17 protein-coding genes are annotated in these 19,119 nt (G+C 42.8%); 11 read left to right on the plus strand and 6 right to left on the minus strand.

The annotated features are described in order from the left end of the window. The first annotated feature begins 56 nt into the window (after positions 1 to 56). Genes ACEN2L_RS02475 through ACEN2L_RS02485 form a run of 3 tightly spaced genes read left to right on the plus strand, consistent with a single transcriptional unit; the run spans position 57 to position 3,164 of the window. Entirely contained in the window at positions 57 to 1,742 is a 1,686-nt protein-coding gene (locus tag ACEN2L_RS02475) for a GMC oxidoreductase (RefSeq protein WP_441741572.1), read from the plus strand. Beyond that, positions 1,742 to 2,353 carry a gluconate 2-dehydrogenase subunit 3 family protein gene (locus ACEN2L_RS02480; RefSeq protein ID WP_441741573.1) on the plus strand — a complete coding sequence of 204 codons (612 nt, stop codon included), beginning with the start codon at positions 1,742 to 1,744 and terminating at the stop codon, positions 2,351 to 2,353. The genes ACEN2L_RS02475 and ACEN2L_RS02480 overlap by 1 nt, the downstream gene beginning before the upstream one ends. 52 nt (positions 2,354 to 2,405) lie before the next feature. After that, the gene (locus tag ACEN2L_RS02485; protein WP_441741574.1) at positions 2,406 to 3,164 is read left to right on the plus strand and encodes a 3-keto-disaccharide hydrolase; all 759 of its coding nucleotides are present in this window, start codon (positions 2,406 to 2,408) and stop codon (positions 3,162 to 3,164) included. Positions 3,165 to 3,207: 43 nt separating this feature from the next. Here the strand turns inward: ACEN2L_RS02485 and ACEN2L_RS02490 are convergent, their stop codons facing one another. Beyond that, entirely contained in the window at positions 3,208 to 3,960 is a 753-nt protein-coding gene (locus ACEN2L_RS02490; RefSeq protein ID WP_441741575.1) for an MBL fold metallo-hydrolase, read from the minus strand. Between the two features lie 6 nt (positions 3,961 to 3,966). Next, positions 3,967 to 4,140, minus strand: a complete 174-nt coding sequence (locus tag ACEN2L_RS02495) for a hypothetical protein (protein ID WP_306021318.1) — start codon at positions 4,138 to 4,140, stop codon at positions 3,967 to 3,969. 165 nt (positions 4,141 to 4,305) lie between these two features. On the opposite strand from ACEN2L_RS02495, the gene yjjX reads away from it, so the two are divergent. Continuing rightward, positions 4,306 to 4,857 (plus strand): inosine/xanthosine triphosphatase, encoded by a 552-nt coding sequence (gene yjjX, locus ACEN2L_RS02500; RefSeq protein ID WP_441741576.1) that lies wholly within the window; start codon positions 4,306 to 4,308, stop codon positions 4,855 to 4,857. Positions 4,858 to 5,287: 430 nt separating this feature from the next. Then, the gene (locus ACEN2L_RS02505; protein WP_441741577.1) at positions 5,288 to 7,564 is read left to right on the plus strand and encodes an EAL domain-containing protein; all 2,277 of its coding nucleotides are present in this window, start codon (positions 5,288 to 5,290) and stop codon (positions 7,562 to 7,564) included. A 17-nt stretch (positions 7,565 to 7,581) separates the two neighbouring features. On the opposite strand, the gene pdsS is transcribed toward ACEN2L_RS02505, so the two are convergent. Next, positions 7,582 to 9,756, minus strand: coding sequence for a proteobacterial dedicated sortase system histidine kinase (pdsS, locus tag ACEN2L_RS02510; protein ID WP_441741578.1), 2,175 nt, complete (start codon positions 9,754 to 9,756; stop codon positions 7,582 to 7,584). A gap of 18 nt (positions 9,757 to 9,774) precedes the next feature. Then, a complete protein-coding gene (gene pdsR / locus ACEN2L_RS02515) occupies positions 9,775 to 10,464 on the minus strand; it encodes a proteobacterial dedicated sortase system response regulator (RefSeq protein WP_306021314.1) in 690 nt (229 codons plus the stop codon). 194 nt (positions 10,465 to 10,658) lie between these two features. On the opposite strand from pdsR, the gene pdsO reads away from it, so the two are divergent. The 4 genes from pdsO (at position 10,659) to ACEN2L_RS02535 (ending at position 14,738) form a co-directional block, all read left to right on the plus strand. Beyond that, entirely contained in the window at positions 10,659 to 11,381 is a 723-nt protein-coding gene (gene pdsO, locus ACEN2L_RS02520) for a sortase-associated OmpA-like protein PdsO (protein ID WP_441741579.1), read from the plus strand. Positions 11,382 to 11,418: 37 nt separating this feature from the next. Beyond that, complete coding sequence (locus ACEN2L_RS02525) at positions 11,419 to 13,551, plus strand: marine proteobacterial sortase target protein (RefSeq protein WP_441741580.1); 2,133 nt, start codon at positions 11,419 to 11,421, stop codon at positions 13,549 to 13,551. After that, positions 13,518 to 14,129 (plus strand): class GN sortase, encoded by a 612-nt coding sequence (locus tag ACEN2L_RS02530; RefSeq protein ID WP_441741581.1) that lies wholly within the window; start codon positions 13,518 to 13,520, stop codon positions 14,127 to 14,129. The genes ACEN2L_RS02525 and ACEN2L_RS02530 overlap by 34 nt, the downstream gene beginning before the upstream one ends. Before the next feature lie 240 nt (positions 14,130 to 14,369). Further along, entirely contained in the window at positions 14,370 to 14,738 is a 369-nt protein-coding gene (locus ACEN2L_RS02535) for a hypothetical protein (RefSeq protein WP_441741582.1), read from the plus strand. Positions 14,739 to 14,841: 103 nt separating this feature from the next. Here ACEN2L_RS02535 and ACEN2L_RS02540 read toward each other — a convergent pair whose 3' ends face one another. Together ACEN2L_RS02540 and ACEN2L_RS02545 are read right to left on the minus strand one after the other, a co-directional pair. Beyond that, entirely contained in the window at positions 14,842 to 15,447 is a 606-nt protein-coding gene (locus ACEN2L_RS02540; protein WP_441741583.1) for a DNA-3-methyladenine glycosylase I, read from the minus strand. 60 nt (positions 15,448 to 15,507) lie between these two features. Continuing rightward, positions 15,508 to 15,990: a MarR family winged helix-turn-helix transcriptional regulator gene (locus tag ACEN2L_RS02545; RefSeq protein WP_306021308.1), complete on the minus strand. Its 483-nt coding sequence runs from the start codon at positions 15,988 to 15,990 to the stop codon at positions 15,508 to 15,510. Between the two features lie 370 nt (positions 15,991 to 16,360). Here ACEN2L_RS02545 and putP point away from each other — a divergent pair, with 370 nt between their 5' ends. After that, the gene (gene putP / locus ACEN2L_RS02550; RefSeq protein WP_441741584.1) at positions 16,361 to 17,857 is read left to right on the plus strand and encodes a sodium/proline symporter PutP; all 1,497 of its coding nucleotides are present in this window, start codon (positions 16,361 to 16,363) and stop codon (positions 17,855 to 17,857) included. After that, positions 17,857 to 18,984, plus strand: coding sequence for a glutamate 5-kinase (gene proB / locus ACEN2L_RS02555; RefSeq protein ID WP_306021306.1), 1,128 nt, complete (start codon positions 17,857 to 17,859; stop codon positions 18,982 to 18,984). Before putP ends, proB begins: the two co-directional genes overlap by 1 nt. Positions 18,985 to 19,119: the final 135 nt, after the last annotated feature.

The raw sequence follows: 19,119 nt of genomic DNA on the forward strand, positions 1-19,119 counted from the left end.
ACATGTCTGAATTACACATTCATCAAATGAAACTAGCAGATTAACTGAGAAAATTTATGGCAAATAATAACTATGATGCAATCGTTGTCGGCTCTGGCATCAGTGGCGGTTGGGCGGCAAAAGAATTAGCAGAAAAAGGCCTTAAGGTATTGATGCTCGAACGAGGCCGTAACATTGAACATATTAAGGATTACACCAATGCCTTTCATGAGGCGTGGGATTATCCTCACCGAGGTTTAGCAACCCAGCAAATGAAGGCTGATTTTCCTAAACTCGCTCGCGAATATACCCTCAACGAGCCAACGCAAGGTATGTGGGCAACGGACAAAGAACATCCTTATACAGAGGTGAAACGCTTTGACTGGTTTAGAGGTTATCACATGGGTGGGCGCTCTTTGTTATGGGGACGTCAAAGCTACCGCTGGAATGCAGAAGACTTTACTGCCAACGCGAAAGACGGCATTGCTATTGATTGGCCAATTCGCTACGAAGACTTGGCGCCGTGGTATGACTATGTTGAAAAATTTGCCGGCATTGCAGGCACTAGAGAAGGTTTAGACGTTCTACCTGATGGTCAGTTTTTACCACCTGTACCATTAAATATGGTTGAAAAAGACGTGGCCAAACGCATCGAAAAAGCCTACAAAGGCATGCGTCATATGATCCACAGCCGCACCGCCAATATTACTCAAGCCATGCCTGAACAAAACCGCGTAGGCTGTCAGTATCGCAATAAATGCTGGCTAGGGTGTCCGTTTGGCGGGTATTTCAGTACACAGTCTTCTACGCTTCCTGCTGCCATGGCTACCGGAAATTTAACCGTTCGTCCATTTTCCATAGTCACCCAAGTGCTGTATGACAAGGACAGTAAAAAAGCGACGGGCGTTGAAGTTCTCGATGCCCAAACGAATCAAACTTATGTTTTTACCAGTAAAATTATTTTCTTGAATGCCTCTACCTTGAATTCCACTTGGATCATGATGAATTCCGCTACCGATGTGTGGCAAGACGGCTTAGGTTCAAGCTCTGGCGAACTCGGCCACAATGTGATGGATCATCATTTATCAGTAGGCGCGCAAGGCACCGTAGAAGGATTTGAAGACAAGTATTACTCCGGTCGTCGGCCTTGTGGCTTTTATATTCCAAGGTACCGCAATTGGGGGAGTGACAAACGTGATTATGTACGTGGTTTTGGCTACCAAGGCTCAGCATCTCGTTCGAATTGGCAGAGTAATGTGGCTGAATTAGGCGTGGGTGCTGACTTTAAAAATGCCTTGGCCGAGCCAGGTGCATGGAATATCGGCATGGGCGGTTTTGGCGAAATTTTACCCGATCACAAAAATAAAGTGAGCTTAGACAAATCCGTAAAAGACAAATGGGGCTTGCCAGTGCTGTCGATGGATGCGGAGCTACAAGCAAACGAATTGCGCATGCGTAAAGACATGAAACAAGATGCCATGGATATGTTAGAGGCGGCTGGGGTTAAAAACATTCGCGGATGGGATGGTGAATCCCCCATTGGTAAAGGCATTCATGAAATGGGTACTGCTCGGATGGGCAACGATCCAAAAACCTCCGTACTCAATAAGCACAACCAAGTGTGGGACGCACCCAACGTATTTGTTACCGATGGAGCCTGTATGACTTCAGCATCATGCGTTAATCCATCTTTGACTTATATGGCAATGACCGCACGAGCGACGCATTTTGCGGTAGAAGAATTGAAAAAGAGGAATCTATAATGGAGAGACGTAATCTACTCAAAATGATCGCAGCGGCCACTGGGGTTGCGATGGTAGGCGGTAGAGCTTTTGCCTATGAACTTCACAGCCCTGTGCCTTTATCTTCAACAGTATTTTCATCAGATGATGTGATGTTATTTAATGAGGTGGCCGACGTAATTATCCCTCGCACTGATACCCCAGGAGCTAAAGATGCCAATGTCGGTTTGATGGCACTCATCTTAGCCAATGATTGTTACACCCAAGAGGAACGTAGCGCTCTAGTTCAGGGTTTAGTGACTATTGATCAGCAGGCTCAGCAGCGTTTTGGTAAGCCCTATTTATTGCTCGACACTGCGCAAAAGCTGCAATACGTAACGCAGTTAGATGAGGACGCTAAGCTAGCTAATAACCAGCAAGAGTTGTTCTATTTGTCGTCTAAACCCTACGATAAGGATCGTGATGAAAACGCCGCAACGCCACATTTTTTCACTTTGATAAAACAACTAACCCTGTTTAGCTTTTTTACCTCAAAGTTAGGCGCTACCGAAGTGCTGCGTTTTGAGGCTATTCCGGGTAAATACAATGGAGAATTAGATTACAAAAAAGGTGATCGAGCCTGGGCAACGTAATCTACAGATGACGCTATATGACGAGCCAAATATATAAAGTAAAGGTGAAAACATGAAAAAATTACCCATAGCAGTAGCAACAGTCGGTTTGCTTGCTAGCACAAGTTATATAACAGTTTACGCGGAAGAAAAGGCCCTAGAACCCTGGCAAGAAGCGGAAAAAACTGAAGTCTGGAGCCCTGTTCCTCCAATTGTGAGTACCCTGCCCGGTCAAGTCCCTTCAGATGCTATCGTATTGATTGATAGCCAAAACTTAGATCAATGGGAAACGCTAGACGGTGGTGTGCCAGAGTGGACCATTGATAATGGCAAAGTTACCGTCAAACCCGGAACCGGTGACATTAAAAGCAAACAAGCATTTTGTGACGTGCAATTGCATATGGAATGGCAAGTACCGCAACCCTCAGCTGACATGAAGGGCCAGCAACGTAATAACAGCGGCATTTTTTTTCAACAACGTTATGAAATCCAAGTATTAGATTCTTATAACAATCCTACTTATTCCAATGGCCAAGCAGCGTCGGTTTATAAGCAAACCATTCCTTTAGCCAACGCAATGCGCCCGCCGCAAACGTGGCAGGTGTATGACATCATCTATAAAGCACCACGGTTTGAAGGGGAAAAGCTCAGCACGCCCGGTTATGTGACCGTGATTCATAATGGGGTAGTTGTGCAAAATCATACGGAAATTCAAGGTAGTACTGAATGGATTGGTGCGCCTAAATACGTGGCCCATGGTTGTGCCCCTTTGCAATTGCAAGATCATGGCAACTTAGTCAGCTTCCGCAATATGTGGGTTCGTGAATTGTAATTAAGCGAGCAGAAAAATAATCGCCAGTGGCTAAACTGGCGGTTTATTTTCTACTTCTGAGCCACAACTTGGCTTTAATTTTTGTTGCGCGCCACGGTGTTTGCGGAAGACGCGGAGCAACCGTAGTAAGGTGTTCATACTCACTAGTACTTAAATTTACTTCACCAGAGTGGGCTAACCACAACGCATCGAGCTGCATACCGATGACCTTTTGTAATGAAGCGCGATATTGATTGGGATGGAATACAGGAAAGGGCGGAATAAAGCGATTTTTTACCTTAACAATTAAATCTGCTACATACATACGATTACTCGGTATATGCAATAAAGAGATATCTCTATCGGTATGACCTGGTGTTGTGACCGTTCGCCACTCAGCAAAGTAAGGTAAGACCTCACCATCATTCAACTCAAAATCAGGGTACAAGAATGGTGAATACCACAAATTCTTCCTTGGCTTACCCAAGCGACCTGCAACCCAACCCGCTAATAACAAGTCAGTCAGATGCAATAAACGGCCCCCCACGCCCCGATACCAATGTGTAGTGGTTTTCGCCGACGCAATTTTACAGCCTGTCAACGCCCGTAACTTATGTGCAGCACCTGCATGGTCAGGATGCATATGAGTGACAACAACCAATTTCAAGTCATTAAATGGACGGGACAACTCTTCAGTAATAAAAAGTTTAAGCATGTCAATATCAGCTCGGCAACAGCCATCAAGAAGCAACAGCCCTTCAGGATATTCGACTAAATACACACACTGTATGTAGCCTTGTAGCTGATGTAATTTCAAAAGGTATTATCGACTCTCAGTAACGTTAGCTTGCTTTTCAATGTACTCTATGGCTTTTTGCAAACTTCCAAAAGCATTAATTAGATTTTGACGTCCCTTTTGCATTAATTCTGGATTATCTTTTTCGGACATCATCCAAACCCATGTTCGTATCAATGACTCAGGCGGTATTTTATGCATAATGACTTCCCACGTAGATAGGTGACAAAAGTGATTCTAAGGCGCCATTATATAATGTACACCCAGGTCATTCGAGTACACTTTTTAATAAATTCAATCACTTGGGTAATAATTACGCCCAATTTGAGCATTTATTTTAATTAAGGGATAAGCACACTTCATCTTATGAAAACAGAAAATATAAAAGTCGTTGTCGGTTCACTCAATCCAGTGAAAATTAATGCAGCGAAACAGGCTATTATGCAGTTTTTTGAATTAGAACAGCTTGATTGCCTAGGCATTAACGCACCCTCAAACGTAGCTGCTCAACCCATGAGTGCGGCAGAAACGCGTTTAGGTGCAATTAACCGGCTTAGCTACTGTCAATTGCATCATCAGGCCGATTATTATGTTGCTATTGAGGGGGGTGCAGATAAGTTAGAAGATGGTCCCGTTACCTTTGCTTATATCGCCATTGCTGACCAACAGCGAATGTCTGTAGGGCGCAGTGCAATGTTGCCATTACCGCCCATAGTGTATCAAGCCTTAGCAGCGGGTGAAGAGCTTGGCCCTGTAATGGACCGTCTATTTAATACTCACAATATTAAACAAAAAGGCGGCGCTATAGGCTTATTAACTCGAGGATTAGCAACTCGTGAGGGAAATTATACCCAAGCAATAACACTCGCCTTGGCACCATTTTTACACCCAGAACTTTTTCCTAACGATAATACGTAATTGTCCCCTAAACTTATTTACATCGCAGCAAAATGGGGCAACAGAAACAGCTACAAAATGCACTACTACGTGAGTCAATGGCGATACCGTTTCTGTCGTTAACTATAAATTTCATATTTGAACTTTTCAGCAAAAAGGAATATGGTCAAAATATGGCAGTGCGTTTCAAAAAAGAGACACATTTAAGAACAAAATGAGGTAAATTCTGCAGTAATACGCGTTTAAATGGGCAATTTGTTATGGATACTTGAGGTGAATAAGCACACATACTTACAAGAAAATTAATTACCCATCTTTACAATTTTTTTAATAAGAAACAAAATGATAGGCTTATAAAAAGCTGATAATTATTATTTCTATTCGTATTGAATAAAATAATAAATTATTATCCATGTGCGTTGAAGGCAGTTAGAGCGAAGTATCAATTACCATGTTTAAATTAGCAAAAGAAACGTTTCTGAATTATTTGCTGTTAACTGATGACGCAGATACCGAACACGGTATTGAAAAGTGGCGAGTCAGTGCACTTCGCATCATGATAATAGTAGGCTATTCCTTGTATAGCCTTGTGGCTATTCACAGCAGCATCAGTGCCCAACAAGTTGGATTTTATGTTGTTTTGCCTCTCACTCTTGCCTTTTATGTCATGGCTGGCTTACAGCTCTGGTTGTCAAAACGGCACTACCATATCAGCGCGTATAGCCTGTTATTTAGTATTGTTGCCGCAGCCATTGCCATCAATACCATAGTAAAAATTCCCATCCTTGCCATGCTAGGTCCTGTTTTTGTTTTTTCATTGCCCTTGGCCGCCTTTATTTTATTAGGAACTAAGGCTGGAATGATTTGCATGGTGCTAAACATTATTCCATTTATTGGCCTATTGAGTGGCTTTCAGTTAAATCAATTTATCGACAATCACGTTTTGCTCGATTATGCCAATGCCTATATCGTTTCAATCATTTTTGTATTTTTTAATATTTGTTCTCCTCTTGCCGTGGCCAGAGCCAGTGTTGCCGCTAAGCGCCTAAATGCAAAAATCAGCGTACAAAATCGAAACTTGCAACGAGAGAAAGAACTGTATCGCACCCTATTTATTGATACCGAAGTCGCGCAACTTGTGGTGTCGAATACGAGTGTGGTCACTGAAATGAATCAGGCAGCTGAAAAACTACTGTTTTGCCAGTTTACATCGCTACGAGCCCCGGTTTCACTCTCAACTATTTTGCCCGACCTAGCTCTGAATGATAAAAATGAATGCGTCATCAATAGAACAACCAATGGCAGAATGAAGACCTTCAAGGTGTCTCGCAGTGTATTACTGCAAGACAGCTACTATTTTTTGACGATTCAAGACGTGACGGCATCTGTTATGTTGCACAAAACATTGACAGCACAGGCCCTCTTGAGCCGTCAGCAAAGTGTAAAAGATAATGGAGGGCTGGCGAATCGTACTTGGCTTGAAAACAAACTCAAACAGCAGTTAGATAATCCTCAAACTAATATTTGTATCGCGGCATTTAAAATTAATAACGCGCAATTTATCGAACAAAAATTTGGTGTGCAATATTTGGCCTTGCTGGTGAAAAAACTCGCCGAACATTGGAAAGCGAAAACGCACATTAGTGCATCGATAGGCTCAGTAGAAAAAGATAACTTAACTATTATCACTGAACTATCCATGGTTGACGCTCATAGTTTTATGCGATCTTTTGTCGAGTTATTGCCCAAAAACATTTTAGTTAGTGAGCATAAACTTCCTTTAGACTTTAAAGTGGGCATGGCTTTTTCTGATATTAATGAGCGAAATCCTGAAAAATTAATTAATAACGCGCTCTATGCTGTCACATCAAGCACGGCTCAAATCAGTTTGTATGAAACCACCAGCTTAGAACGATTTATTGAACATCAAGAGATCAATATACTTCTAAACGAAGCGATTATTAATAACGAACTGAGTGTGGTATATCAGCCTAAAGTAAAAGGCGATGGTCGATTAGTCGGTATGGAAGCCTTACTGCGCTGGCATTCTCCTATACTCGGATTTGTCTCTCCTTCAGTGTTTATTCCTATCGCAGAAAAGTCAGGACTGGTCGCCTTAATTACGCAGTGGTTAATTACCGATGTTTGCCGACAAATTGCAACTTGGCAAAAGGCGGGGCTAAATGTTGTGCCCATTGCCATTAATATTTCAGGGCCAGACCTTGATCAAGAATACTTCCATGAACATCTCGTTAATACGCTCGTCGAACATCGGATCCAGCCACAGTTATTAGAACTTGAGTTAACAGAATCAGCGCGCAGCTTAGATAACAGCAAAGCTTTAGCCACAGCCCGTTATTTATCTAACTGGGGCTTTTGTATTACTTTGGATGATTTTGGTATTGGCTATTCTGGCTTATCTAAACTGGTTTCATACCCTGTTAAACGAGTGAAAATTGACCGACAATTTATCAAACAGATCCATGTAGATGAACGCAAAGCCAAGGTGGTTGAAGCGATCATGGCCATGTGTAAAGTATTTAATATCGACATATTAGCTGAAGGTGTCGAAGAATTTGAAGAGGTAGATAAGCTGCTCTACTTGGGATGCACTACTTTTCAAGGTTATGTGTTTGCTAAACCTTTAGCGGTTGAGCAAGCGAGTCATTTACTAACCGTAGGTAATGTGTTTGCCTTTAAACAAAGCCAAACTGTGTCTAAGCCCTAAAAGACTTTTTGTCTGGCTTAAGGCTTAAAAAGCCCGTTAAAGTTAAGACTAACGGACACGCCACGACCATCAGCTAAATTACTGATTTCTATATCGCCACCATGGTAATTAGCGATGATTTTTGCAATATACAAACCCAGACCAAGATGAGTCTGGTCGCTATGTTGTTTAGCGCGAATAGAAACCATTGAATCGAACAGTTGGTCCTGCATCTTTTCAGGCAAGCTTTGCCCTAGATTGGTAATACTTAGGTGTAGAGATCTATCTGAGCAACTCAACTTAACAGCAATTAAGCTCTCTGGTTGACTGAAATCACAGGCATTCGCAATGATTTTATCGAGCATTTGGGCGAACAGTTCCGCTGAACCTGACAACAAAGTGGGCAGCTTACTTTTGTTTTCAAGCTCAAAGCTAAATTGTCGTTCTGGGTAAATATACTCATAGCCTTGTACACATCCCTGCAAAACGAGCTGCACATCAAAAGCTTCTCGCTCATCGCTTTGAATTGCTTGCTCTAAGCGGCTTGCCTCACTCATATTTGTTAGAATTTTACTTAATCGCGTGATCCCCTCTTTCGCTCTATCTAAGTATTGCTGACTCTCTCTACCTAAGGATTCAGAGCTGAGATTTTCTAGTGATGAATTAACGATGGCCACGGGTGTGCGTAACTCATGAGATAAACGCGCAGCCATGTTTTCTAAGTAGGCATTGTATTGACCCAATTTGCTTAACACATGGGTAAATGTGCGCGACAAATCCCCGATTTCATCGTGGGCGAGTGATGGCACAATTTGTCCCACAATTTTACCATGGTTATCAATGGCACCTTCGGTTTCATCACGCAATTTACGGATACGCCAAGAAATACGCGAGGCCATTAAAAATAAAGCGAAGGTGCCAATTAAGATAACGGCTAAAAAGTAGTGAAACTGCTTTTCTAGTGCCTTATTTCGCAGGGTTCGTATGCCGTTGGTGGTTTGCTCCACCACAACCGCTCCCATGACTTTCTTATCAATAAAGATGGGATGAGCAGCAGATAAAATTACCGCTTTACTATCAGCACTCAAACGCCACAACGAACTGGGGGTGCCGGCTAATGCTTGACTGATATCTTGTCCTTTTAAGGCATACGCATCTTGTAAATCATCTACAAAATCAGCTGGCGGCTTGGTTAAAACCTGATAGTAAAGTGGAAGCAACCACTCACTTTCAATATAGGCCCACACACTTTTTTTGCCTCCAGTGTCGGCATTGCTTTGCACACCCGACGACCGTTGAATTTGTCCGGAACGAGCGAGTACACGCATGTGATTGTCTACTACCCACACTCGAGCATTAGCGTACTGCAAGCCTTTTAAAATATTTTCTATTTCCGGAGAGGGCACTAATACGGTACCTAAGGAATCCACTTGCGTGGTATTGGCCGTCCCTATCATGTTTTGCACTTTACGAGTCACAGAATCATCTACATCGACAATAGCAAAAGCAATTTTACTCGACATCATTTCTAGCGGAAAACGCAGCTCAATGACATATCCGTCAGATGTATTCCGCCATTGCCCTTGAATACGAGTCTCTAATTTATCAGGAAGCAATGATTCTGAGGCATCTTTGAGTAAGTAAGCATTTACCCAACCCGCTTTAAATGGAGCCACAATGTAACGTTGAAACTGGCCGAGTTCGTCTGTCATGGCGATTTGTAAATGATCATTGCGATCAATACGCAAACTGTTAGAAGGGCGCATCACCACTTGATCATCTACAACCTTAAACATGGCATACAAATAACGATCATACTGGCCTACCATATGGGTAAAACTCAGGCTAGCAGGTTGATACGTTTGCACTGGGTCAATTAAGTATGCGGCGCCATATTCCAACATTAGATGTTGATAATCTTGCCAATCATCAAGTTGTCCATCAAGCTGGATAGGATACGCAATCTTGTAAGCATATAAGTCGGTGCCAGCTTTAACATCGGTCAAATAGGCTGATTGTGCGTCAAATAAGGCAGGTCTTTCATGTAATGCTGTAGCCACTGCTCGAGCAGTACCCACCATGGTTTGTTCTTGGCCAATGCGCAAGTAGCTTTCTAGCTCCCAAACATATTGATAACCCAACCAGGGAATCGCAAATAAGAAGGAAGAAAAAAAGACCAACTTAAGGCGGATACCAATACGAAGTTTAGCCATCGATATAGCCTTTTATAACTAACTTTTCCACCGGTACCCCATGCCGTAAACCGTTTCAACCCGATCGAAATCAGCATCGATTAGCATGAATTTTTTACGAATACGTTTGATGTGGGAGGTAATGGTCGTGTCATCAACCACCATTTTAGATTCGTCCATCAGTTGCTGACGACTTTTCACGTGACCAGAATATTTGGCAATGGCGTGGAGCATCCAAAATTCTGTGACCGTCAATTCAATAAGCTGATTTTTCCATCGCACCGTCATCCTTTTGCTATCCATGCTCAAGTCACCACACTGAATAAGATCGGTGGCACTTTGCGGTTGATTGAGCAGTTCGGTCCGTCTAAATAACGCGGCAATACGGGCCAATAGGTGAGGAAAACTAATATCTTTGGTTAGGTAGTCATCGGCCCCCATACGCAAACCGCAAATAGTATCGTAGTCATTGTCTCTGGCGGTAAAAAAGATGATAGGCAGTGTTTTAGACATAGAACGCAATTGTTGGCAAACAGCAAAACCGCCATCTAACTCATCTTGCAAGCCAATATCAATCAAGGCTAAATCAGGCAGTCTGCTCGCAAAAGCTTGTTCTGCCACCTTACGATTAGCGTAGGCAAGCACTTCATATCCCTGTTTATTTAGGGCGGCTACATAGTTTTCTCGAAGGGCTTGGTCGTCTTCAACCAAAGCAATACGTTTTGACATGAACTCTCTCAGTTAACGGCTTGCTCGCACTATATCGTAAAAAAACGTATTTGTTAGTAGTGCAACGCCTCCCACACGCAAAAGCCATTTTTTCGCCACAATTGCCCTCAACATTGCCACTTTCTCTCCCCTAATTAGCCAACTAAACGCGCTTTACTACTTAGGAATCCCCACAAGTCATAAGGAAACACAAGATGAAAAACACAGCAGTAAAAACAGGTATTTCAGTCGCCATAAGTGTATTGCTTTGCGCGCAAGCATCAGCAAGTTCAGTAGATGCAACTGAGGAGAAAAATAATGAGTTAATTGGTTTAGGTTCAGGTGTATTAGTGGGAACTGCCGTAGCAGGTCCTTTAGGGGGGATGGTGGCAGGCATCTTCGGCTTATTGATTGCTGATGATGTGAACTCAGATAAAAAGCTAGCAGCTTCTAGACACCTGATTGCACAAAAACAGCAAGCCCTATTTGTACTGCAACAACAAGTAGATGAAGCTGACGCCCGAGCCGCTATTTTAATGGCAACCTTAGATAAAACCTTAGAGCAAGCGAATCCAGACATTGCCACCAGTATTCAATTTAAAACGGCTTCTTCTGAGCTCGAGCAACACTATAAAAGCGAACTCGATTTACTCGCTGCAAGTTTACGACAAAATCCTAAATTGACGGTGAAGCTTTCAGGTTATGCCGACCAACGCGGAGACTCTGAATTTAACCAAGTCCTCTCAGAACAACGCGCTTTATCAGTAAAAAACTATTTACTTAGCCAAGGAGTGGCTGAGAAACAACTCATTTCACACGCTTATGGTGAGTCCCAATTAGTTAGCCGCGGTACTGAAGTAGAGGATAATTTTTTTGATCGCCGCGTTAGCTTAACGGTGTCAGATGACATCAATATTATGACTGCTGCCCAACCCTAAGCCTATCAATCACAGCATAAACCTTAAGAGGTAGCCCATGGCGCCAGTCACTAAATTTGCCAGCATTTTGTTAGTTGCACTGGCACTTGGGGCACTGCAAATAGCAGTGCCCTCCTTCAACCCAGAAAATTTGAAACATCCCGAACTTATTGAATTACCTGCCAACACCGGCAGTTGGCAGGTTGCAAATTATCAAGAGGCTCAACGAGGCAGCTTATTTTTTGACTCAGATAATACCCAAGAAAGTGGTCTGCGACTGAGCCCTAGCCTAAGCACAAAAGCCACCATTAAGGTCAGCGGTGTCGTCGCTAGGACGCAAATAAGCCAAACATTTCATAATAGCAGTAATGAATGGGTCAACGGCTTATATGTCTTTCCGTTACCTGAAAATGCGGCGCTTGACCATCTACAGATGCAAATAGGCGAACGCATCATAGAGGGCCAAATAAAACCCATACAACAGGCTAAACAGATATTCGAACAAGCTAAAAAAGAAGGAAAAAAAGCCAGTTTAATAAGCCAACAGCGGCCTAATTTATTTACAAATTCCATCGCAAATATTGGCCCAAATGAAAAAATAGTAATCAGTATTGAATATCAACAAACCATCGCTTACGAGCACGATGCTTATCAATTGCGCCTTCCACTGACAATTACGCCACGTTATTTGCCGGCACCCAAAACCCATGACGTGAGTCAAGCGACTGAACTTGAACACGCTCACTATCAAGCGCCAAAAAACCTAGTGGAAGACATTGATATAGACATAAGGCTGGATTCTGGTGTCGCAGTTAAAAACATAAGCAGTGACTTTCACAAGGTAACAACCCAGAAAATCGCTGAGGGGGAATACCGTATCCGCTTAGACAAACGCATCATAGCAAATCAAGACTTTGTACTACGGTGGCAACCTGAATTACACCCCCAGCCACAAGTGGCACATTTTCAGCAGAGCGTGAACGGCAAACAATATGGCTTGGTGATGGTTTATCCTCCACTAAAAGATTCGGCAGATAGTTCAACTACATTAATCAGTAGAGAGCTTATCTTTGTTCTAGACACCTCAGGCTCTATGTCGGGTGCGTCGTTAACCCAAGCTCAACAAGCGCTGCTATTGGCCTTAAGTGACTTAAAGCCTGAAGATCACTTCAACATTATTGAATTTAATAGCTTTGCGCACAAATTGTGGGAGCAATCCAAACCAGCAGAACTTGCAGCAATAACTCAAGCTCGAAATTTTATTGTCAATCTCAGTGCCGATGGAGGTACGGAGATTGCCAGTGCGCTGGAATTGGCTTTTGTGAATCAGCAACAATCAAAAAGGCTAAGGCAAATTGTGTTTATTACCGACGGAAGTGTGGGCAATGAAGAAAGCCTCATGCAATTAATTTCTGAAAACCTGCAAAGCTCACGTTTATTTACTGTGGGGATCGGCAGTGCACCCAATAGCTATTTTATGACTGAAGCCGCTAAGATGGGTAAAGGCACTTACACCTATATTGGCTCTATTGAACAAGTAAAAAGTCAAATGTTGACTTTGTTAAGCAAGCTTGCTCATCCCGCGCTAACGGATATTCATCTTTTAGTTGGCGACAATATGTTGGTTGAAGCGTCGTCAATCGAGCTTTACCCGAATGTCATTACTGACCTGTATCTTGGCGAGCCTTTAATTCTCAGCTATCGCCAAGACCCAAATGAAGCACAAGCCGGTGCGCTTCAAACTATGAGCTTGCTGGGGCGCTTTGCTAATGAACCATGGAAAAGTGAGTTAATCACGACAACAGCTCAACCACAAGCGGGTTTAAATGTATTGTGGGCAAGGCAAAAAATAGCACAATTAAGCCGTAATCAACGATCTGCAATGTTAGATAACGCCAGCCAAGAGCAGCTGGATAAAATTGAGCAAGAGCTCACACAAACCGCCTTAGAACATCATCTGGTAAGTCAATATACCAGCCTGGTTGCAGTGGATATCAGCCCCTCTAAACCCACTCATATACCTGCCCATGACATGCAAACGCATAATCACGTGCCTAAAAATAGCACATTAAGCGCTTCACTTGCCCAGCTACCTCAGACTGCCACCACGGCTGAGCTTAACATCCTGCTTGGTAGTCTTTTAATAGGAGGCGCCCTATGTTTACTGGTGTTTTGCCGCAAATCCGTATAAATCCTAAACAGCGTAGCTATCTGTTTGCTATTTTAGGGGGGGTAGGCCTCTATCAATTGACCTCAGGGCTGTGGATATTTGTTAAAGCGCATGTAGCGCAATATCTAATTGCTTCGGCATGGCAGGCGACATTGCTTGATCAGCAAGCCCATCGCCCCTGGTCGTGGGCAGATACCTATCCGGTTGCTGAGCTGTCAATTGGTGCGCAGCATTGGTATGTGCTGGCTGGGGCAAATGGGCGAAACTTAGCCTTTGGCCCCACACATTTAAGTGCTAGCCCTTTACCTGGAGAACCGGGCAACACTGTAATAGTGGGGCACAGAGATACCCAATTTAACAGTCTAAAAACGTTAAAAAACAAAGATACTATTAAGGTGGCCCACTTAAATGGCAGTACAACCTATCAAGTCACCGATCGGCAGATCATCCCAGCGGCGTTGCTCGGTACATCGACATTGCTAAATCAAGAACAATTTATCCAGCCAAGCCTGACCCTGATTACTTGTTATCCGTTCGACAGTATTACGCCTAATCCTAGCCTGCGGTTTGTGGTCAATGCGGTAAAAATAGGCGATTAGTAAATAGCCCTGTCTTCTAAAACAGACATCTTCATTAATAAATGCAGGTTTATTTTTAAATAAACTAAATTAATGTAACGTTATCAATAAGCTATAAACATGGAATGATTTTCGCTAAGCTGCTCAAATCTTTCATTTTATCGATTGTTAAGTGATAGTTTTAAGAAAAAACTTTTTCGTAAGGCAAAGTCGCTTACACTGGATACGCACGATAGATAAATCAAACCACAAGGAACACATATGAAAATCACTAAAAATAAAATCGCCGTATTGTTATTAGCTTCACTTCTAGGAACAGTCGCGTGTACAGAAAATCAAAAAGAATCAGCGGCAGAAACTAAACAAGAAGCCTTAGTTGAACTAGAAAAAACCAAAGATAAAACGGTAGAAATGGCAGAAGACGCTTCTGACGAAGCCGGTGACATGTATGAAGACGCTAAAGATTCAGCCTCTGAAACCTATGATGAAGCGAAAGACAAAGCTGAAGACATGGTTGATGCGAGCAAAGAGAAAGCTGCTGAGTTAAAAGACAGCGCAGCTGAAAAGTTAAAAGAAGCCTGTATTGCAACCAAGAAAAAAATGGGTGGCGATCCTGCAGATTGCGAATAAATACAGCCGTCTCTTAAAACAGACAGTTGTATGGATTCAAAAAAGGCAGCTTAGCTGCCTTTTTATTTGCCTAGATTTACCCCTTGATTAAGCAATACTAAGCTTAAGTGGGTCGAGTAAAATTTTGCTTCGCTTCTTGAACAACACCTCGAATAGCACAATCTTGTGCGTGATCATTAATCAAACCCACAGCCTGCATAAACGCAAATAAAGTGGTGGGGCCCACAAACTTCCAGCCACGCTTTTTAAGTTCCGCCGCCATGGTGATAGATTCAGCCGAGGCAGTCATGCTTTGAGGTGAATAACGATTATCGGCAACCTCGAAACGCCAGAAAAAGTTGGCTAATGAGCCAAATTCAGCAAGCAGTTCTTTGGCACGCTGAGCATTATGAATAACCGCAGCGATCTTTCCTGAGTGACGCACAATGCCGGGGTCTTCCATCAAGCGTGTGACATCTTTTCCATCAAACAGTGCCACTTGGTTAAAATCAAAGTGCGCAAAGGCGTTACGAAAGTTTTCTCGTTTTGTAAGAATGGTGCGCCAACTTAAGCCTGACTGAAAACTTTCTAGGCAGAGTTTTTCAAATAAACCTCGATCATCTTTCACTGGCATGCCCCATTCTTGATCATGATAGGGAATAAACACATCTGTCTGCGCACACCAGCCACAGCGTATAACGCCATCTGAACCCAGAGTGGAGTTGTTCATTTACCATTCCTCTTGCGTTGTCTAAATAAAGAACTGCTCGCGAAGGAGCTTTAACAGTCCTTATTTAGCAGACAGATTTTGCAAACTATCAAGTTCTAGTAGGGGCGCTGCATCAATGTCTTGGGCATCCATCATGGAGGCCAATCGCTGCATGGTGGCCACCAACTGAGTTTGCTCCCATTCAGCTAGCGTTTCAAAGCGTTTAATAAAATGCTCTTGCAAGGGCGTGGGCGCACCGCTTATGGCATCGAGCCCCTTGGGGGTAACGTATAAACCGACTTTGCGTTTATCAACCGTGGAACGCTGCCTAATTACTAAGCCCCGCGGCTCTAGTCTGTCTAAGATACTGGTAACAGTAGCCGAACTGAGATTAATGCTTTGTGCAATATCTTTGACCATCACGTCTTCGCGTAAAGCAATTTGTTGCAGTACTAACAGTTGTGGGCTGGTCAGCCCGGTATCTTTGTTGAGCTTTTTTGAATACATATCAATCGCTCGGATAACTTTTCGCAGCGAGATCAACAGTTCTTCATATTTCTTCATATCACTTTATCTACTTCAATTTTCAAACTACTGCTGACAATTATAAACCTTATTCGAATGAAGATAAATTTAGTTTGACCTCTAACTAATATAAATATTCACAATAAAACTAAGGCATAAATTGTACGTAATATAATTCATTCTAAATGCCTAAAAGCGCTTTAACGACAGACTCAAAACTTTTTATATAAATCCTCTGTATATATAAAAAGTTAGAACACTAAACATTTTTAATCGTTTTAGTTTATAATGCTCAACATTCATGCACTAAAAGTGCATATTTCGTGAATAAAACCTTACTCCATGCAAAAACGAATGACTAAATGAAACTGACTTCTAGTCGTGGGCGTAACAAAATATAAGGAACAAAATGGACAATATGAGTTACATCACCCTAGCACTGTATTTTTTAGCAATGTTAGGCATAGGCTTGTTTGCTTACAAGAATTCTACCAGCGATATGTCTGGTTATTTATTAGGTGGCCGAAAAGTGAGCCCCCAAGTAACGGCTTTATCAGCCGGTGCTTCTGATATGAGCGGATGGATGTTGATGGGCCTACCAGGTGCCATGTTCGCGGTGGGGTATGAAACCATTTACATCGCTATTGGTTTAACCCTTGGTGCTTTAATCAACTATATCATCGTCGCACCTAAACTTAGAGTTTATACCGAGGTCGCTAATGACGCGCTTACCCTACCCGAATTTTTCGCGAAACGTTTTGATAATCCTAAGGGCTCAATCAGAATCATTTCTGCGGCTATTATCGTGCTCTTTTTCACCCTATATACCTCAGCTGGATTAGTGGCTGGTGGCAAATTATTTGAATCTGCATTTGGCTTAAGCTACCACCTTGGCCTCGTTATCACCTTAGGTGTGGTGGTTTCATATACCCTATTAGGAGGCTTTTTAGCCGTGAGCATGACCGATTTTGTGCAAGGCTGCATTATGTTTCTTGCGCTGATTTTGGTACCCGTCGTGGCATATTTAAAGTTCGATGGCGTAACCGAATTAAATCACTTTGCTCAAATGTCTATTCCTACTTTTTCAGCGTCTATGAGCGACCTAGGCTTCTGGGCTTTGGTGTCGAGTTTAGCCTGGGGGCTAGGTTACTTTGGCCAGCCTCATATCATCGTAAGATTTATGGCGATTCGCTCGGTGGCTGATATTAAAGTGGCGCGTCTTATCGGTATGAGTTGGATGAGCGTGACCATAATAGGCGCCCTTGCTACTGGATTAGTTGGCGTTGCTTACGCCAATAAATTTAATCTAACGGTAGAGGATCCAGAGACCATCTTCATTTTATTTTCTAACTTACTCTTTCATCCCCTGATTAGTGGATTTTTGATGGCAGCCATCCTTGCCGCCATCATGAGCACAATTTCTTCGCAGTTATTGGTCTCTGCCAGCTCTTTAACTGAAGATATTTATAGACTCAAAGCGGGCAAAGAGGCCACTGAAAAAGAATCAGTAAGAATCGGGCGCTACGGGGTCGCAGGTGTGGCGATAATAGCGATGCTATTAGCACTTGATAGTTCTAATAGTATTTTGTCGTTGGTTAGTAACGCATGGGCCGGTTTTGGCGCGGCGTTTGGTCCTTTGGTGTTATTCAGTTTGTATAAAAGAGACCTGAGCCATACGGCTGCCGTATGGGGCATTATCACTGGTGCTCTGACGGTTCTATTCTGGATCTACGCACCGATATTCAGTGATGGCAGTACCTTAAGCAGTGTTGTGTATGAAATTATTCCCGGCTTTATCTTGAGCAGCATAGTGATCTGGCTGATTAGCCAATTCAGTGCAGCGCCAAGCCAAGACACAATCACTTTATTCAATAAAACAAATCAAATTTTAGCGGAGCAAAAGTAATGGTTGATATTAAAAGCACTAATTTTAAATGGCAACGAGTCGTCATTAAAGTCGGCAGTGCATTAATAGCACCCGACCGAAAAGGCGTAAGTAGCCGATATTTATTGGGCATTGCACAATTTATTGTGCGCTGCCGTGAGATGGGCGTGCAAGTCGTGTTGGTCTCTTCTGGCTCAGTGGCTGCGGGCTCTCATCTATTCCCCAACATTGACAAACCTAGCGTGACCGTTAAAAAGGCGATGGCGGCAGCGGGTCAAACAGAAATGATCGGAATCTGGAACAATCTATTTGATTTTCCTACGGCGCAAATTCTTATGACTCATGGCGATCTGCGAGACAGAGAGCGCTATGTGAGTGTAAAAAATACCATCGTGAACCTTCTCGATAATGGAATTTTACCTATCATCAATGAAAACGATACGGTAACAACTGACAAATTACGGGTAGGCGATAACGACAATTTATCTGCAATGGTTGCCGCCGCATCTGATGCTGATGTGCTTATCATTTGTTCAGACATTAATGGTCTATATGATAAAAACCCACGGACCAACAGTGATGCGGTGCTTGTACCGGTAATTAATGAAATTAACAAACATACCTATGCCATGGCAGGCTCAGAAGCAGGTTTATTGGGAACCGGCGGTATGCGAACTAAAGTCGAAGCGGCAGAAAAAGCCACTTCACACGGTATTGACACCTTTATAATTAATGGTTTTTCTGAGACCGCATTTAACCAGTTGTTAGCCGGACAAAATCCTGGCACTCACTTTTTATCCGTACCAAAGCCCATGAAAGAGCTTGTGCATTGGATGACTTACACCTCTGACGCACAGGGTGAAGTCGTGGTTGAAAATGATTTTGAATTTGGCTCTGACATTCAAAGTGAGTTACTAACCAGTGAAGCGATTGCCGAAGTAAGAGGCCAATTTACCGTAGGCGACACAGTACTTATCACTAAAAAAGATGGGACTAAATTGGCTAAAGCAGCCTCCAATTACAGTAGCTGTCTACTGAGCTTTATTGCTGATCAAGAAGACGATAGTTTTGCCACTGATTTTCAATCAAATACCGGCTCAATAATATCGTCTAAGAACATGGCAATGCTGGTAAATAAGACCGTTTAACGCGTCAGTTTAGGGTTTGGTTAAGTGAACACCTGACTACTAGCCATTACTTAGGCGGACCTCAAATGAGGCCCGCCTTTATTTTAAGGCGACTGCAGCCTGTTGATTCATCCTGAGCAAGGGATAAATCAGCAC

The sequence above is a fragment of the Flavobacterium sp. W21_SRS_FM6 genome (assembly GCF_052119645.1).
Classification (GTDB): domain Bacteria; phylum Pseudomonadota; class Gammaproteobacteria; order Enterobacterales; family Alteromonadaceae; genus Paraglaciecola.

What these genes read in the sequence shown, in the direction of transcription:
- ACEN2L_RS02495 (WP_306021318.1), bottom strand. Translation starts at nt 4,140, where the DNA reads ATGCATAAAATACCGCCTGAGTCATTGATACGAACATGGGTTTGGATG.
- pdsR (WP_306021314.1), bottom strand. Translation starts at nt 10,464, where the DNA reads ATGTCAAAACGTATTGCTTTGGTTGAAGACGACCAAGCCCTTCGAGAA.
- yjjX (WP_441741576.1), top strand. Translation starts at nt 4,306, where the DNA reads ATGAAAACAGAAAATATAAAAGTCGTTGTCGGTTCACTCAATCCAGTG.
- pdsS (WP_441741578.1), bottom strand. Translation starts at nt 9,756, where the DNA reads ATGGCTAAACTTCGTATTGGTATCCGCCTTAAGTTGGTCTTTTTTTCT.
- ACEN2L_RS02535 (WP_441741582.1), top strand. Translation starts at nt 14,370, where the DNA reads ATGAAAATCACTAAAAATAAAATCGCCGTATTGTTATTAGCTTCACTT.
- ACEN2L_RS02480 (WP_441741573.1), top strand. Translation starts at nt 1,742, where the DNA reads ATGGAGAGACGTAATCTACTCAAAATGATCGCAGCGGCCACTGGGGTT.
- pdsO (WP_441741579.1), top strand. Translation starts at nt 10,659, where the DNA reads ATGAAAAACACAGCAGTAAAAACAGGTATTTCAGTCGCCATAAGTGTA.
- ACEN2L_RS02545 (WP_306021308.1), bottom strand. Translation starts at nt 15,990, where the DNA reads ATGAAGAAATATGAAGAACTGTTGATCTCGCTGCGAAAAGTTATCCGA.
- putP (WP_441741584.1), top strand. Translation starts at nt 16,361, where the DNA reads ATGGACAATATGAGTTACATCACCCTAGCACTGTATTTTTTAGCAATG.
- proB (WP_306021306.1), top strand. Translation starts at nt 17,857, where the DNA reads ATGGTTGATATTAAAAGCACTAATTTTAAATGGCAACGAGTCGTCATT.
- ACEN2L_RS02505 (WP_441741577.1), top strand. Translation starts at nt 5,288, where the DNA reads ATGTTTAAATTAGCAAAAGAAACGTTTCTGAATTATTTGCTGTTAACT.
- ACEN2L_RS02530 (WP_441741581.1), top strand. Translation starts at nt 13,518, where the DNA reads ATGTTTACTGGTGTTTTGCCGCAAATCCGTATAAATCCTAAACAGCGT.
- ACEN2L_RS02475 (WP_441741572.1), top strand. Translation starts at nt 57, where the DNA reads ATGGCAAATAATAACTATGATGCAATCGTTGTCGGCTCTGGCATCAGT.
- ACEN2L_RS02485 (WP_441741574.1), top strand. Translation starts at nt 2,406, where the DNA reads ATGAAAAAATTACCCATAGCAGTAGCAACAGTCGGTTTGCTTGCTAGC.
- ACEN2L_RS02525 (WP_441741580.1), top strand. Translation starts at nt 11,419, where the DNA reads ATGGCGCCAGTCACTAAATTTGCCAGCATTTTGTTAGTTGCACTGGCA.
- ACEN2L_RS02540 (WP_441741583.1), bottom strand. Translation starts at nt 15,447, where the DNA reads ATGAACAACTCCACTCTGGGTTCAGATGGCGTTATACGCTGTGGCTGG.